This is a genomic window from Hydrotalea sp. (assembly GCA_030054115.1).
In the GTDB taxonomy this organism is placed as follows: domain Bacteria; phylum Pseudomonadota; class Alphaproteobacteria; order JASGCL01; family JASGCL01; genus JASGCL01.
In genome coordinates this window covers 36,261-52,035 of record JASGCL010000009.1, presented here as the reverse complement: position 1 = coordinate 52,035, position 15,775 = coordinate 36,261, and the positions used below count along the sequence as shown (strand labels likewise).

Genomic DNA, 15,775 nt, shown 5'->3' with positions numbered 1-15,775 from the left:
GGGATAAAAATACGAACACCGCGACAGCGGTGGAGATATTTTTTGGGTGGGTTCGTCAACAAGATTTCTTACCCAACTATTTGCTTCACCAACAACTTCCCCACTTCCTCCTTTGATAATTTGCCCCAGTCGGTGGGTTGGTTGTTTTGGTAAAAAATAATGTTGGTGGCGTCGGCGCCAAATGGTGCGCCATCGGGGGCAATGTCGTTGACCAATAACATGTCGCAATTTTTGGCGCGGTATTTGTCGGCAATTTTTTGCGCGGTGGCGGGGTTTTTTACATCAACCTCCGCCGCGAAACCCACCACCAAAGCGGGTCGGTTTTTGTCATGCCCGACACCGGCCAAAATATCGGGGTTCAATGTTAATGACAACATCGCGACATTATTTTTTACCATGTCGGATTTGTTTATTTTGCCGGCCGTCATTTCCTTGGCGCGAAAATCACTGACCGCCGCCACGGCAATGAAGCCGTCAAATTTCTGCCGGGCAATTTGCGCCATCACCGCCTGTTCCATCTCCACCCCCGTTACCACGCGAATGGTTTTGACGCCATGCAAATTGGTTAAGGTTTCCGCCGCCATGACGCCGGCGATTAATGTTACGTCGGCCCCCTCGTTGCTTAATGCCCGCGCCACCGCCACGGCCTGCTTGCCCGACGAAAAATTGCTGATGTAACGCACGCGGTCGATTTTTTCGCGCGTCGCGCCGCCGGTTAATAAAAACTTCTTGCCCGATAATTTTCCGGGTTTTTTAAAATGCGCCGCGATGGTGGCGAATAATTCGTCTGGTTCGGGCAGGCGGCCTTTCCCCGCCTCGCCACAGGCGGTGTCGCCGGTCGCCGGGTCAATAACCACCACCCCGCGTTTTTTTAATTCAGCGATATGTTCCGCCGTTTGCCGGTTGGCGAACATGGTTGGGTTCATGGCCGGTGACATATATATTGGTGCGGTGGTGGCCAACAAAATGGTCGACGCCAAATCGTCGGCGCGGCCATGGGCAATCCGTTCGATAAAATTGGCCGATGCTGGCGCGACGATAATAACATCGGCCAGCCGCGCCAAACGAATATGCCCCATTTCTTGTTCGTCGGTTAATGAAAACAAATCGGTGTAAACCGGCCCCTCGATAAGTGCCGACAATGACAATGGCGTGATAAATTGCAACCCGCCGGCGGTGATAACGCCAATCACCCGCGCCCCCGATTTTTTTAACAACCGCGCCAGTGCCAATGATTTGTAGGCCGAAATCCCCCCCGAGATAATAAGCAAAATTGTCCGGCCGGCCAATATGGTGCTGTCGGTCGAGATGGCGTCGCTTACGGCGGTGGATTTACGTGTTTTTTTTGCCATGGTTTTGGGCGGTGGTGATTTGTGCTTGGGGCGTTGGTGGGTGTTTAAAAACCCACTCTAGCAGAATCAACCAGCAATGTAAAAAGCGTGGGGGTGCATCCGCCGCTTAAGCCACGCCCCGCGACAAAAAATGCGGCAACCAAATGCGCCGTCACAATAATGTTTCGCCACAGCGGCAAGCATGAAGTTGCATTTTGGTAAAAATAGTTTTATGAATAGTAGCGGATTACAGATAATCGAGAAAAGCAAAACCTTAGCAAAAATATAGCAAAGATAATGAGCGATACCATCGACTTTACCACCAACCTTGCGACCACCGCCGCGTCGGCCGCGACCACGGCGACAACCGGCACCGCCGGTGGGGGGGCAACCATGGCGACCGCCAATTTATTATCCGGTTATTTCCCGATAGTTATTTTTATGGTGGTGGCCTTTGGCCTGTCGGCGATTATCATCATTGCCTCGCGCTTGATTGTGAAACAAAAACCCTACACGGCGAAAAATGACCCCTACGAATGTGGTTTTCCGGCCTTTGCCGAAACGCGCCACCAATTTGACGTGCGGTTTTATTTGGTGTCGATATTGTTTATTATTTTCGATTTGGAGGTTGCCTTCCTCTTCCCCTGGGTGGTGGCGTTAAAATCGGTGGGCGCGGCCGGTTTTTATGCCATGATGCTGTTTTTGGCGATGTTGACCATCGGGTTTATATACGAATGGAAAAAGGGCGCGCTTGATTGGGAATAGATAATGGCGCGTGATAAATTGCGTGAAAAAAAATAAATAACAAATATAGTTTGAGGCTAATAATATGAAAAACCCATTTACAATCGGCGGCGTTGATAAAACCAATTCCGCCCCGACATTGGTGCCCGGGCAAAACACCATGCCCGATTTGCTGGCCGAGGAATTAAAAAGCTCTGGCTTTGTTACCACCAAATTAAACGACCTGGTCAATTGGGCCGAAACCGGTTCCCTGTGGCCCATGACATTTGGCCTGGCCTGTTGCGCGGTCGAGATGATGCATTTCCTGACGCCGCGTTACGATGTTGAACGTTTCGGCGTCGTGCCGCGTGGTTCGCCCCGCCAATCGGACGTTATGATAGTCGCCGGCACCTTAACCAACAAAATGGCACCGGCGTTGCGCCGCGTTTACGACCAAATGGCCGAACCGCGTTATGTTATTTCAATGGGGTCATGCGCCAACGGCGGTGGTTATTACCATTATTCCTATTCGGTGGTGCGCGGTTGCGAAAAAATTGTGCCGGTCGATGTTTACGTGCCGGGTTGCCCGCCGTCGGCCGAGGCCTTGATTTACGGCATCATGCAATTGCAACGCAAAATAAAATCGCGCCAACGTTTTAAAATTTTTCGCTAAGCCATTTATCACGCCATGAATAATTTTATCAAAAAAATCGAGGGCCACGCCGAAAAAAATTGGGCGGGTTGCGTTATTTCCATCACCGCCGGTAACGAGGTCTGCCTGACCGTGGGGAAGGAAACCCTGCGCGATGTTATAACGCACCTGAAAGAAAAAATGGATTTCACCATGCTGATGGATATTACCGCGGTCGATACATTGAATGATTTGGAACATCAAACCACCAGCCATAAGGACAAACGTTTCGCGGTGGTTTATCAATTATTAAACATGGTTGGCAACCAACGGGTGCGGGTTAAGGTCTGGCTGGCCGAGGAAGAAATGGTGGCGAGCATCGTCGATTTATTCCCCGCCGCCAATTGGTATGAGCGCGAGGTGTTCGACATGTATGGCGTGTTTTTTGACGACCACCCTGACCTGCGGCGTATTTTAACCGACTATGGTTTTGCCGGCCACCCGCAACGCAAGGATTTCCCCTTGACCGGCTTTGTCGAGGTTTATTACGACGCCGATAAAGAACGGGTGCAATATAAGGAAGTTGATTTGCCGCAGGATTTAAGGTTGTTCGATTTTGAAACGCCGTGGGTCGGCACCAACCGCATGGGGGCAAGACACGGCGTTAAGGCCGACAAGCGAATCGCTTGGCAGGGTAATATCCCCCAAATGGTGCATACCAATTTGCCCGATATATTGCCGGGCGATGAAAAGGCAAAATTGCCAAAAAAATAAAAACGAAATAAACACCATGCCGACCAAGCAATTGGGTCAGGCCATAGCGTCGATAAACAGCGCAAACAAAATACAGCCGCCGATATTTTTATGTATTTTTTTTATAAGCCCCTCGCTAAAATTTATTACGCGACGATTTATTTTTTTGTTTTTTGTTTTTGTTATCTTGTCAGCGGCCGATATAAAAAACCCGCCCTGTTATTTTTTCCCCATTTGGGCATGGGCGATTTGCTGGCCGTCAATGGCATGGTGCGCGCCGTTGTGGCGCGGGGCATGGTGCGCGCCGTTGTGGCGCGGGGCATGGTGCGTAATTTGGCCAAGCAAAATAAAAATATCATTGTCGTCGTGCTGTGGCGCAATCGGCAAGAGGCCAGGGTTCTGTTCCGCGATATGAAACGGGTTAGCTTTTATATTGTTTACAGCCACACCAATATCGCGCCATTTTTTGACGGGCGTTACCATGGTTTTAACCGATGGAAAATCGCGATGTTGAAAAAATTAAACATCGATACCCTGTTGATTGGCAACAACAACCCGAATTTGCCACCGAAAACTTTCGCCGATGAAAACAAGCGTGGCCGCGTGATGCAGGTCATGCACGAGGCCGCCGGTTTTAACCCCAACATCATGCACAATAAATTTTTCTTGGCGCGCGATAAAAAACGCGAGGGTGATTTTTACCGCCGCGCCATTTCTTACCTAAAAACCGACGATTATGTGGTGGTGCACGACGACCCAAAACGCGGCTTCACCATCGACATAACAAAAATCCCCGAATTAAAAAACGGCAAGACAAAAATTCTGTATTTGGGCAAGGGGCACTGCCCGATAAAAAACAAAACAATGTTTGATACCATCACCACCATCGAACGGGCGCGTGCCTTCCACGGGTTTGATTCCAGCTTCATGTGGTTGGTCGAATTGTTGGGGTTAAAAACCAAATCTTATCTTCACGCCACACCGGCGCGGCCGCACGCACGCAATGCGGCGATGGTTAAAACCTTCAGAAAAAAATGGATTTTGATAAAATGATTTGCTATGCAAAGTAATATAGAGGGTATAGGATAAAACCGCAGGGTAAAATCATGGCCAAAGTCAGCGTCACTAAAAAATCCAGCAAGCCAGGCAAGAATCGCAAAAAAATTGCGGGCAAAAAAACGGCCAAGCGCGCGCGGCCAACGCCGGCCGCCATGTGGCGTGCCGCACGCCGGGCGATAAAAAATTCGGCGGTGTTTGTTGACGGGCCGGCCATAAGCAAGGATAAAACCTTCCCCACCGATAGCCAGGTGCGCGAATTTATCACCAACCAAGGTGATAATAGGGGCGACGCCGCCGAACGGGCGGCGCGGCGCAAGGACCCGACCATCAACACCATGACCTTCAACTTTGGGCCGCAACATCCGGCGGCCCATGGCGTGCTACGCATGATAACCGAAATGGACGGCGAGGTTATCGAACGTCTCGACCCGCATATCGGCCTGCTCCATCGTGGCACCGAAAAACTCATCGAGCATAAAACCTACCTCCAGGCGATTCCCTACTTCGACCGGCTTGATTATGTCTCCCCCATGGCGCAGGAACATGCGTTTGTTTTGGCGGTCGAAAAATTATTAAATATCACACCGCCGCCGCGCGCCCAATATATCCGCGTGATGTTTTGTGAAATCACCCGTATTTTGAATCACCTGCTTAACATTCCGGCCTACGCGATGGATGTTGGTGCCATGACGCCGATTTTTTGGTCGTTCGAGCAACGCGAAATGTTGATGGAATTTTACGAGGCGGTTTCCGGCGCGCGCCTTCATGCCAATTATTTTCGCGTCGGCGGCGTGCACCAAGATATGCCGGCCAACCTGCCCGAGCGAATCTGGGCCTGGGCCGAGCAATTCCCCAAATGTCTCGCCGATTTGGAAAATCTTTTGACCAACAACCGGATATTCAAACAACGTTCGGTCGATATCGGTGTTATTACCAAGGACGATGCCCTGGCCTGGGGCTTGACCGGCCCGGTGCTTCGCGCCTCGGGCGTGTTGTGGGATTTGCGCAAAAACCAACCCTACGATGTTTATGACAAAATGGAATTTGACGTGCCGATTGCCCTGCATGGCGATTGTTACAGCCGTTACCTGGTGCGCATGGCCGAAATGCGCGAGTCGTTAAAAATTATCAAGCAATGTTTGCGCGACATGCCGGGTGGCGCGATTCTGCTCGACGACCATCGCTTCACCCCGCCGCGCCGCGATGATATGAAAAAAAACATGGAGGATATGATAGCCCACTTTAAATTATACACCGAGGGATTCACCGTGCCGCGTGGCGAAACCTACACCGCGGTCGAGGCACCAAAGGGCGAATTCGGCGTTTATTTATTGAGCGATGGTTCAAACCGCCCCAGCAAATGCCATATTCGTGCGCCAGGCTTCCCGCATTTGCAAGCGATGGATTTCCTGTGCAAGGGGCATTTGCTCGCCGATTCGGTGGCGATTTTGGGTTCGCTGGATATTGTGTTTGGTGAGATTGACCGCTAAAGGAAATGCATCAGAAGCAAAATATTATGAGCAACGAAAAATCATTCGAATTTAATGCCGCCAACCAAAAGCTGGTGGCGGCGGCCATCGCCAAATACCCGGCGGGTCGGCAACAATCGGCCGTGTTGGCCTTGCTGGATATTGCGCAACGCCAAACATTGGCCGACAGCGGCCTGTCGGTGGTTGGCCCGGCCGCCATCACCACCATTGCCGAAACCTTGAAAATGCCCGAGATAAGAATTTACGAGGTCGCCAGTTTTTTCACGATGGTCAATTTAAAACCGGTCGGCAAACACCATGTGCAATTATGCGGCACCACGCCATGCATGTTGGCGGGCAGTGAATCGATATTGCAGGCCATCAAAAATTTTCTGCAAATTGAAAAGGGGCAAACCACCAGCGATGGGCTGTTCACCCTGAGCGAGGTTGAATGTTTGGGCGCCTGTTGCAACGCGCCGATGGTGCAAATCAACGATGATTATTACGAGGACTTGACGGCCGAGAGCATTGTTAAAATTTTACAAACGTTAAAATCCGGCCAAACGCCAAAACCCGGGTCGCAAATTGGTCGCTTGCGGTCGGAACCCAAATCGGCAAAGACGGCGTAAAATTTTTAGAAAGATACCATGATGCTAAATAACAAGGATAAAATATTTACCAACCTGTGGGGCGCGGCATCGCCGTCGTTGGCCGATGCCAAAAAACGCGGCGATTGGGATAACACCCGCGATATTTTATCCTGGGGGCGCGAAAAAATTATTAAAGCGGTGCAGGATTCCGGCCTGCGTGGTCGCGGCGGGGCGGGTTTTTCGACCGGTTTGAAATGGAGCTTCATGCCAAAGGTGGTCGACCCCAAACGGCCGCATTATTTGGTTATCAACGCCGATGAATCCGAACCTGGCACCTGCAAAGACCGCGAAATCATGCGCAACGACCCGCAAAAATTGGTCGAGGGCGCGCTTATCGCCGGCTTCGCGATTGGCGCGCAGGTTTCTTACATCTATATTCGTGGCGAATTTATCCGCGAGGCCGAGGCCTTGCAGGCGGCGATCGACGAAGCCTACGCCGACAAATTGATTGGCAAAAATGCCTGCGGCGCGGGTTATGATTTCGATATTCATGTGCATCGCGGGGCGGGCGCCTATATCTGTGGCGAGGAATCGGCCTTGCTGGAAAGCCTGGAGGGGAAAAAGGGCCAACCGCGGTTGAAGCCACCCTTTCCCGCTGGCGCGGGGCTTTATGGTTGCCCGACCACGGTGAATAATGTCGAATCGATTGCCGTGGTGCCGACGATATTGCGGCGCGGTGGCGAATGGTTCAAACAATTTGGTCGCGCCAACAACAGCGGCACAAAAATTTTCTCGATTTCGGGGCATGTCAACGAACCCTGCAACGTCGAGGAGGCGATGTCGATTCCTTTAAAAGAATTGATTGAAACCCACGCCGGCGGGGTGCGCGGCGGTTGGAAAAATTTAAAGGCGGTGATTCCCGGCGGGTCGTCGACGCCGCTTATCCCGCAAAAAATTTGCAACGATGTCTTGATGGATTTTGACGCCCTGAAGGAACATAGAACCGGCCTGGGCACGGCGGCGGTGATTGTGATGGATAATTCGACCGATTTGTTAAAGGCGATTGCGCGCCTGTCGTATTTTTACAAACATGAATCCTGCGGCCAATGCACCCCCTGCCGCGAGGGCACGGGTTGGCTATACCGCACCATGAAACGCATCAGCGACGGCATGGCATCGGTTGAGGATATTGATTTGGCCATAAGCATCGCCGGCCAGATGGAGGGCAAAACCATTTGCGCCCTGGCCGACGCGGCGGCCTGGCCGGTGCAGGGTTTATTCCGCCATTTCCGCGATGAAATAGAAGATAAATTAAAGGCCGAGCGACGCCGTGTTGCCTAAAGCAAATATTGCTGATGGTGGCGTCATTTTTTGCAAGTCATTGATTATTTTTGCTTTTTTTAATTAAGGCTGTAGTAAGCACAAGCATTATCATGTAAAAAACCATTGCCACTGCTGGGGATATAGTCTTTGATAGTCTTAAAGCTTTAAGAACAAAAAAAGAACAGAATAAAAAAAAATGGCAAAGAATTGTAAAATGTATATATTTTTTAAAAATACAAATAAGAAAATATAATGCCATTCCAAAAATGGAAATATATGTTTTTTCTATTTTTTTGCAATTTTTAGATTATAACATTTTTATAATGAATCATTATAAAATTATTTTTTATTATTATAAGAATAAAAGTTTAAAAAACCCTTGACATAATAGGCGAAATGTTGGATAAATCACCTATCGCAGGTATGGAAAATTATTTTTTCATAAAGGCGATAACAAAAAAACCTTGGAGAGAAACTGGGACATAGGGACAAAAAAATCCATGAGAAGTATCCGCATGGTGGCTATTGCCACCATTTCAATGATGGCCCTCGCGCGTCTTGCGTTTGCGCAAGACAGCAAACCGGATGGCAATTTATCGCTTACGCCAGCTATTGCGGCGTTAAAAGACGAAATGCCGATGGTGGGAAAAACGGGGGCCACCAAACATGCTGATGCGGATAAGGTTGGCAAGACCAACCTGTTGCTACCGGAAAAATCCGGCACATGGACGCTCAAGGCCAATGTTGGGTATGTGTATAATTTTGCGGGGGAATGGGTCAAATCGAATTCTAATTGAGGCGAATAAAAAAAAGGGGTAAATCGAATTTTTAATGTAAGTTAGGTTTATGAGGGATCCTAGTGTTTTTTTAGGGGACAATAAAAGAACATTGGATAAAAAGGGCGGTTAGCAGTAACCGCCCTTTTTTTTTAACATGTGGGCATTGGCAATCTATGGCGACCATTGGTGGCCATGGCCAAATGCTTTGGCAACAATTGTTCAAAATTATCGCAAAATTATCCCAAATTATCTTTGACAGGATAATTGAAACAAGCTAACATCAAAAACATGAAGAATGAAAAACATATTTCCAAAATTGCGATTGGCAAAAACCCGGCGACATTGGTGACGCTGTTGAAAATTATCGGTGGGGTGGCGTTGGTTTATGCGGCCAGCAATATCACCATTCCCCTGCAACCGGTGCCGGTTACATTGCAAACCTTTGCCGTGTTGTTGCTGGCCTTAACCTACAGCCGTGGTGAATCCTTGGCGTCGATATTGGCCTATGTCGGTGTGGGTGCCATGGGTGCGCCGGTGTTTGCCGGCGGCGCGGGCGGGCCATCAGCATTGTTGGGGGCGACCGGTGGTTACATCGTTGGTTTTGTGTTGGCGGTGGCCGCAATTGGCTGGCTGAAGGATGGAATGTTGAAGCAAAAAATCGACAGCAATAAATTTATTGAAAAAATTGGCGCAACCTTGCTTTTGGCGATGGTTGGTTTGGTGGCGATATTTGCCCCGGGGATTTTGTGGTTGGCGAATTTTGTTGGGTTTGAAAAATCCATTGCCCTTGGCTTGATGCCATTTATCTTGCCCGAAATGGTGAAGGCTATCTTTCTTGCCTTGTCGTTACAGGCGGTTGGTTTTTTTAAAAAATAATTCTAAAACAGCGCAACCGGTTAAGTCGCGAGTCGAGCGGTGGTGTCCATGACCTGGTCGCTTATCGCGCCGATTTTTGCCCTTAGCCTGCTCCGTGGTATCGCCCATAGTTTTGAGGCCGACCACCTGGCCGCGGTGGCCATGCTCAATGCCGGCAATAATGCCAGCAACAACGCCGATAAGAATCATGCGCAGAAAGTGGGTCGCGCCTACTTCATTCGCCGCACCCTGACCTGGGCGGTGGGGCATGGTATAGCCCTGTTCGGCGCGAGTTTTATCCTGTGGTATTTTTTTCACGAACAACATTTGGCCGAAAAATTGGGGCCGCTGTTCGATGGCTTGGTTGGCGCGGTGATGATAGGTTTTGCCATTTATTATATTGTTAAATTGCGGCGGGCGAAAATTCACCTGCATCGCCATCGCCACAATGGTGTGGCGCATCTTCACCTCCATTCCCATGCACGTAGCCGCGACCACCAGCATCGCCATTCGCCGGCCGCCTTGTTGTTGGGGTTGGTGCATGGCTTGTCGGGTTCGGGCGATGTGGTGGTGCTGGGTATTTTGGCGGCCAGCACCGCTGGCCTGTGGTTTGTTTGCCTGATTATTTTCAGCCTGGGTGTTATCGCGTCGATGTTGTTGTTGGCCACGGTTATCAGCCGGCCGCTGGTGTGGTTGCAAAAAAACTTTTCCAATGTGAATCGCGCGCTTAGCTACGCCAGTTGCTTTGTTGCCATTATCATCGGCGTGAAATTAATCCACGCTTGGTTGGTGTAATGTGAAATAATTATCGCGCTGTTGCGGGTGCGGCGTGCCCATTCATAGGAGGCGAGGGTTGCTTTGGAAAGATAATAAGCGCAGTTGCTTTTTAAACATCGTTTTTGTATAGAACTTGAGTAGCGTTGAGATACAAAGCCTATGCCTCCAGTTAAAATTAAAATTAACAATCAAGAAGTCGAAGTCGATAGCGGCTTCACCGTTTTGCAGGCTTGCGAGCAGGTCGGCATAGAGATTCCGCGTTTTTGTTATCACGATAGATTATCCATCGCTGGCAATTGCCGCATGTGCCTGGTCGAGGTGAAACCCGGCCCGCCAAAGCCGCAGGCGTCTTGCGCCCTGCCAGTTAGTGCCAATATGGAGGTTTTTACCGACAGCGACATGGTGAAAACCGCCCGCGCCGGTGTTATGGAATTTTTGTTGATTAACCACCCGTTGGATTGCCCGATTTGCGACCAAGGGGGGCAATGCGATTTGCAAGACCAGGCGATGGGTTATGGCAAGATGGCATCGCGTTATATCGAACCCAAACGCGCGGTCGCCGATAAAGATTTTGGCCCATTGGTGGCCACGGTGATGACGCGTTGCATCCATTGCACGCGGTGCGTAAGGTTTGTTGAGGAAGTGGCCGGCCAGCCAGATATTGGTTTGCTGGGGCGCGGCGAAAATGCTGAAATTTCTTCTTTGGAAAAATTGGTGTCGTCTGAATTATCGGGCAATGTGATTGACCTGTGCCCGGTGGGGGCATTGACGTCAAAACCCGCGCAATTTAACGCGCGGTCGTGGGAATTGAACAATACGCCGGGGTTGGATCTAAGCGACGCCATGGGGTCGAATATTATTTTCGGCAATCGTGGCAATGAAATCCTTTCCATCACGCCGCGCCTGAACGAGGCAGTGAATGAAGAATGGTTGTCGGACCGCGCGCGGTTTTTATACGACGGGTTAAAATACCAACGGCTCGACCAACCATTTATCAAGCAAGCTGGTCGCTTGACCGCCAGCGAATGGCAACCGGCCATCACCGCCATGGTTAATAAGTTGCAAAAATTAAAGGCCGATGAAGTGGCCGTGGTGTTTGGCCCCGAAACCAATTTGGAAACCATGGTGGCGGCGCAATCATTATTGGCCGCGGTTTATCCCGAGGGCGGGGCAAATGGCGGCGCGCATGTTGAATGCCGGTTGCATGACGAAAAATTACCGGCCGGCAACCCATCGCAATATATTATGAACGATGGGTTCGACGGGGTGGAGGCGGCGGATTTGTTGTTGCTTATCGGCGTCAACCCGCGCTGGGACGCCGCGGTGTGGAACGCGCGGATAAGGAAGGCCTATCGCCGCCAAGAATTAAAGGGCGCGGCGATGGCGATATATCATCTTGGCGCGGCCATCGAAAAAGATTACGATTTGACTTATCCTTACGAACAGCTTGGCGCGGACGCCGCTGTGCTTGAGGATATTTTATCGGGCAAGCATGACCTGGCAAAAAAATTAAGCGCGGCCAAAAAACCGATGTTGGTTATTGGCCACAACAATGGCGATGACGGCGCGGCGGTGTTGGCCATGGCCAATAAATTGGCCGAAAAATACAAGATGGGCTTCAATTATTTGGCCGACAACATGGCGGCGGTCGGCGGCATGGTGGTTGGCGCGCACCCGCAAAACCCCGAAGAAAATTCGACCGACGCCCTGGTAAAAAAATTGCAGGACGGCCGAATAAAATTATTGTGGTTGTTTGGGGTTGATGATGGGTTGTTGTTTACAAAAAAATGGCAAAGCAAAAATACCCTGGTGGTTTATCAGGGAAGCCACGGCGACCGTGGCGCGGCAATGGCCGATGTGATATTGCCCAGCCCGTCGAATTGGGGCGAGCAAGACGGGCTTTATATCAACGGCGCGGGGTATCTGCAGGAAAATTTGCAGGCCGTGGCGCCAAAGGGCAAGGCAATGGCCGATGGGTTGATTATCGGCGCGGTGGCGGCGAGCATGGCGGTTGCCATGCCATTTCGCGACCAACATGAATTGCGCGCCCTGGTGTTACAACAATTAACTGACACGGGAGTTGGCACGGGAGTTGGCAAGGGGGTTGGCAAGGGTTTTGCGGGCGGCGAAAAACTAACCGCGAATTTCACGCCGTTTGAATCGGACAAAAAATTGCGCGGCGATAAAAACCTGTTCGCCGGTGGGGCGACCGATGGCGATAATAATTTTTATCAATTGTCGGCCATCACCCGTGCCTCCCCCACCATGGCGAAATGCGCCGCGATTTTTTTGACCGCGCATTTTCGCGCAACATCTGGTAAACAACATGCGGCCTAAAGAAATATTAAAAAACGGAGAAATATAAAACATGGTCGATGGCTTAACCTCACTTTTAAAATTATTGTCGAGCAATGACTTTTGGCAAAACGGCGGTGCCGCCACCTTGGCCTATATCATCATCACCACCTTGGCGGTGTTGGCGATTATTGTGCCGTTGCTGTTGGCGGTGGCCTACATGACCTATGCCGAGCGCAAGGTCTTGGGGGCAATGCAACGCCGCATGGGCCCGAATGTGGTTGGGCCAATGGGGTTGTTGCAACCATTTGCCGATGGTTTGAAATTGCTGTTGAAGGAAACGATTCTGCCCAGCAAGGCCAACAAATTTTTATTTTATTTTGCGCCGATTATTACCTTCAGCCTATCCTTGGCGGCCTGGGCGGTTATTCCCTTTCAAAAAGATTTGGTGTTGGCCAATATCAATTTGGGCGTCTTGTATCTTTTCGCCATTTCGTCCCTGTCGGTTTACGGCATTATTATTGCCGGTTGGGCGTCGAATTCTTCCTACGCCTTTTTGGGCGCGCTTCGTTCGGCGGCGCAGATGGTCTCCTACGAGGTCTCCATCGGTTTCGTGCTTTGCAGTATCCTATTGGCGACTGGCTCGCTGAATTTGAGCAAGGTCGTCGAAAGCCAGCAACATATCTGGTTTGTCTTTCCCTTTTTCCCGATGTTTATTATTTTTATCATTTCGGCCCTGGCCGAAACCAACCGCGCGCCGTTCGATTTGCCGGAGGCCGAGGCCGAATTGGTGTCGGGTTACAATGTCGAATATTCGGCCATGACCTTCGCTTTGTTTTACCTTGCCGAATATGCCAACATGATATTGCTCAGCGCGATGACGTCGATTTTGTTTTTGGGCGGCTGGTTGCCGCCGTTTGATGTTGCGCCCTTTAATTGGTTGCCTGGCGTTTTGTGGTTTTTCTTAAAAACCGCGTCGATTTTGTTTTTCTTTATTTGGGTGCGGGCGGCATTCCCGCGCTATCGTTACGACCAATTGATGCGCATCGGCTGGAAAGTTTTCCTGCCCATCTCGCTCGCCTGGCTGGTTGGCACGGCCTTCGTGATGTTTTATTTTGACCTGTTGCCATAATATGAAAGAATAAAAAATGAAAAACACAATAAAAAGAAAATTTTTTCTACATCGCTTGTTCGTCCTCAGCCAGCACACGATATTCGCGCCGTTGCTGGCCGAATTGGTCAAGGGGTTGGTCTTGACCTTTCGCCAGATGTTTAAAAAATCCTACACGTTAAATTACCCCTATGAGAAGGGGCCGATATCACCGCGTTTTCGCGGCGAGCATGCCCTGCGCCGTTACCCCAATGGCGAGGAACGTTGCATTGCATGCAAATTATGCGAGGCGGTTTGTCCGGCCGGCGCCATCACCATCGAGGCCGAATCGCGGCAAGATGGTTCGCGCCGCACGACGCGTTATGATATCGATATGTTGAAATGTATCTATTGCGGCCTGTGCCAGGAGGCCTGCCCGGTCGATGCCATTGTGCAGGGTTCGAATTTTGAATTTGCTGGCTTTACCAAGAATGAATTTCTATATAACAAGGAAAAATTATTGGATAACGGGGATAGGTGGGAAGCGCAACTTGCCAAAAACATCGAACTGGATAAATCCTATCGCTAATCAAAAAAATATCAAGGAGAAATAATCATGATGGATTTTGCTGAATTTATTTATAGCCTGATATTTTGGGTCTGCGCCCTGATGCTGGTGTTGTCGGCGGTGGTGGTTATTTTGGCGCAAAACCCGGTGCATAGCGTGTTGTTTTTGATTTTGGCATTTTTCAACGCCGCCGGTTTGTTCATGTTGGCCGGCGCGGAATTTTTAAGCCTTCTGCTGGTGGTGGTTTATGTCGGGGCGGTGATGGTGTTGTTTTTGTTCGTCGTCATGATGCTTGATATAAAAAATGAAAAGGCGCGAAAATTTTTCTCGGCCTATATCGCGGTTGCCGCGATGATTGGCTTGGTGTTGTTGGTTGAAATGGTGGCCGTTACCCTGGCCTATTTGGGGCCGTTGCAGGCGCAACAAAAGCCCGGGTTCTTAAACCTTAACATGGCGAGCGACGATAATATAAAATCGCTCGGCCAGGTTATTTACACCGATTATTTTGTCGCCTTCGAGGTTGCCGGTCTTATTTTATTGGTGGCGATGGTGGCGGCGATTATGCTGACGCACCGCAAGCGCAACGATGTTCGCAAGCAAGTTATTTTGAAACAAAACATGCGGCGTAAGGAAGACGACATCCGCCTGCTACCGATTGAAAATGGTGCGGGGGCGGTGTTCATGGGTCGGCTGGCACCATCGCTGGGCGATGTGCGGTCGCGGTCGAACAGCCTGGGCAGTCAATCACTGGCCAAGAACAAGACAATAGGCAAGGCAATCGGCAAGGGCGCGGGCAAATCTTCAAACAAATTGAAAAAAAGATAATAATGTTTTAAGGCTGGAAGAAGATGTTTCAACAATATTTAAAAAATTTTAATGACCTGCTGAGTGGTTGGGCGACGGTTGGTCTTTCGCATTTTGTTGTCTTATCGACTATTTTGTTTTCGCTCGGGCTCATCGGCATTGTTCTCAACCGCAAGAATATCATCGCGTTATTGATGTCGATAGAAATTTTGTTGCTGGCGGTGAATATTAATTTTGTTGCCTTCGCGCACCAATGGCAAAACCTCAGCGGCCAAGTGTTTGTGATGTTCGTGCTGACGGTTGCCGCGGCCGAGGCCGCCATCGGCCTGGCGATTGTTGTGGTGTTTTTCCGCCGGCGCGCCAACATCGATATTTCATCGGCCAACCAATTAAAAAATTAACCTAAAGAATAAATTTTAGAATAACGGAGAGAACAACATGAATCGATTGGTGTTTGACGCGATTGTATTTTTGCCGCTGTTGTCGTCGCTGTTGCTGTTGTTATTTGGTAAAAAATTAAAAGAAAAAGGCACGAGCTTGCTCTCGGGCAGTTTTTTATTCGGCTCGATGATATTATCATGGCTGGTGTTTTTCCTCCATCGCCCGCTGTTGGGTAAGGGTGGCGGCGAAGCGGGTCACGACGCGACCACCAACATAGCCAGCGACGCGGTTGGCGCGGCGAGCGATGCAACGGCCACGGCGAGCAACACGGCGGCTGATGCCGCCAC

The 15,775-nt window shown here is 50.1% G+C and carries 17 protein-coding genes; 16 read left to right on the top strand and 1 reads right to left on the bottom strand.

All coding sequences use genetic code 11. The features are described from left to right. Positions 1 to 68: 68 nt before the first annotated feature. Positions 69 to 1,352 (bottom strand): bifunctional phosphopantothenoylcysteine decarboxylase/phosphopantothenate--cysteine ligase CoaBC, encoded by a 1,284-nt coding sequence (gene coaBC, locus QM529_03235; protein MDI9313677.1) that lies wholly within the window; start codon positions 1,350 to 1,352, stop codon positions 69 to 71. A 276-nt stretch (positions 1,353 to 1,628) separates the two neighbouring features. Here coaBC and ndhC point away from each other — a divergent pair, with 276 nt between their 5' ends. From ndhC to QM529_03155, 16 genes are all read left to right on the top strand, one after another. Then, positions 1,629 to 2,096, top strand: coding sequence for an NADH-quinone oxidoreductase subunit A (gene ndhC / locus QM529_03230; GenBank protein MDI9313676.1), 468 nt, complete (start codon positions 1,629 to 1,631; stop codon positions 2,094 to 2,096). Between the two features lie 139 nt (positions 2,097 to 2,235). Next, positions 2,236 to 2,727, top strand: a complete 492-nt coding sequence (locus QM529_03225) for an NADH-quinone oxidoreductase subunit B family protein (protein MDI9313675.1) — start codon at positions 2,236 to 2,238, stop codon at positions 2,725 to 2,727. A 15-nt stretch (positions 2,728 to 2,742) separates the two neighbouring features. Continuing rightward, the gene (locus tag QM529_03220) at positions 2,743 to 3,459 is read left to right on the top strand and encodes an NADH-quinone oxidoreductase subunit C (protein MDI9313674.1); all 717 of its coding nucleotides are present in this window, start codon (positions 2,743 to 2,745) and stop codon (positions 3,457 to 3,459) included. A gap of 219 nt (positions 3,460 to 3,678) precedes the next feature. Continuing rightward, complete coding sequence (locus tag QM529_03215) at positions 3,679 to 4,491, top strand: hypothetical protein (protein MDI9313673.1); 813 nt, start codon at positions 3,679 to 3,681, stop codon at positions 4,489 to 4,491. A 53-nt stretch (positions 4,492 to 4,544) separates the two neighbouring features. After that, entirely contained in the window at positions 4,545 to 5,987 is a 1,443-nt protein-coding gene (locus QM529_03210) for an NADH-quinone oxidoreductase subunit D (protein MDI9313672.1), read from the top strand. 26 nt (positions 5,988 to 6,013) lie between these two features. Further along, positions 6,014 to 6,595: an NAD(P)H-dependent oxidoreductase subunit E gene (locus QM529_03205; protein MDI9313671.1), complete on the top strand. Its 582-nt coding sequence runs from the start codon at positions 6,014 to 6,016 to the stop codon at positions 6,593 to 6,595. An 18-nt stretch (positions 6,596 to 6,613) separates the two neighbouring features. Beyond that, on the top strand, positions 6,614 to 7,897 hold the full coding sequence (gene nuoF / locus QM529_03200; protein ID MDI9313670.1) for an NADH-quinone oxidoreductase subunit NuoF: 1,284 nt from the start codon (positions 6,614 to 6,616) through the stop codon (positions 7,895 to 7,897). Positions 7,898 to 8,379: 482 nt separating this feature from the next. Beyond that, positions 8,380 to 8,676 (top strand): hypothetical protein, encoded by a 297-nt coding sequence (locus tag QM529_03195; GenBank protein ID MDI9313669.1) that lies wholly within the window; start codon positions 8,380 to 8,382, stop codon positions 8,674 to 8,676. A 270-nt stretch (positions 8,677 to 8,946) separates the two neighbouring features. Continuing rightward, entirely contained in the window at positions 8,947 to 9,534 is a 588-nt protein-coding gene (locus tag QM529_03190) for a biotin transporter BioY (GenBank protein MDI9313668.1), read from the top strand. Between the two features lie 48 nt (positions 9,535 to 9,582). Then, positions 9,583 to 10,308, top strand: a complete 726-nt coding sequence (locus QM529_03185) for a sulfite exporter TauE/SafE family protein (protein MDI9313667.1) — start codon at positions 9,583 to 9,585, stop codon at positions 10,306 to 10,308. A 141-nt stretch (positions 10,309 to 10,449) separates the two neighbouring features. Further along, a complete protein-coding gene (nuoG, locus tag QM529_03180) occupies positions 10,450 to 12,627 on the top strand; it encodes an NADH-quinone oxidoreductase subunit NuoG (protein MDI9313666.1) in 2,178 nt (725 codons plus the stop codon). Positions 12,628 to 12,658: 31 nt separating this feature from the next. Then, complete coding sequence (gene nuoH / locus QM529_03175; protein ID MDI9313665.1) at positions 12,659 to 13,717, top strand: NADH-quinone oxidoreductase subunit NuoH; 1,059 nt, start codon at positions 12,659 to 12,661, stop codon at positions 13,715 to 13,717. Between the two features lie 16 nt (positions 13,718 to 13,733). Next, positions 13,734 to 14,264, top strand: a complete 531-nt coding sequence (gene nuoI / locus QM529_03170) for an NADH-quinone oxidoreductase subunit NuoI (protein ID MDI9313664.1) — start codon at positions 13,734 to 13,736, stop codon at positions 14,262 to 14,264. A 27-nt stretch (positions 14,265 to 14,291) separates the two neighbouring features. Beyond that, positions 14,292 to 15,068: an NADH-quinone oxidoreductase subunit J gene (locus QM529_03165; GenBank protein MDI9313663.1), complete on the top strand. Its 777-nt coding sequence runs from the start codon at positions 14,292 to 14,294 to the stop codon at positions 15,066 to 15,068. A gap of 23 nt (positions 15,069 to 15,091) precedes the next feature. Further along, positions 15,092 to 15,448 carry an NADH-quinone oxidoreductase subunit NuoK gene (gene nuoK, locus QM529_03160; protein ID MDI9313662.1) on the top strand — a complete coding sequence of 119 codons (357 nt, stop codon included), beginning with the start codon at positions 15,092 to 15,094 and terminating at the stop codon, positions 15,446 to 15,448. A 37-nt stretch (positions 15,449 to 15,485) separates the two neighbouring features. After that, positions 15,486 to 15,775 (top strand): hypothetical protein (locus QM529_03155; protein ID MDI9313661.1); only part of this gene is annotated, 290 nt, incomplete at its 3' end.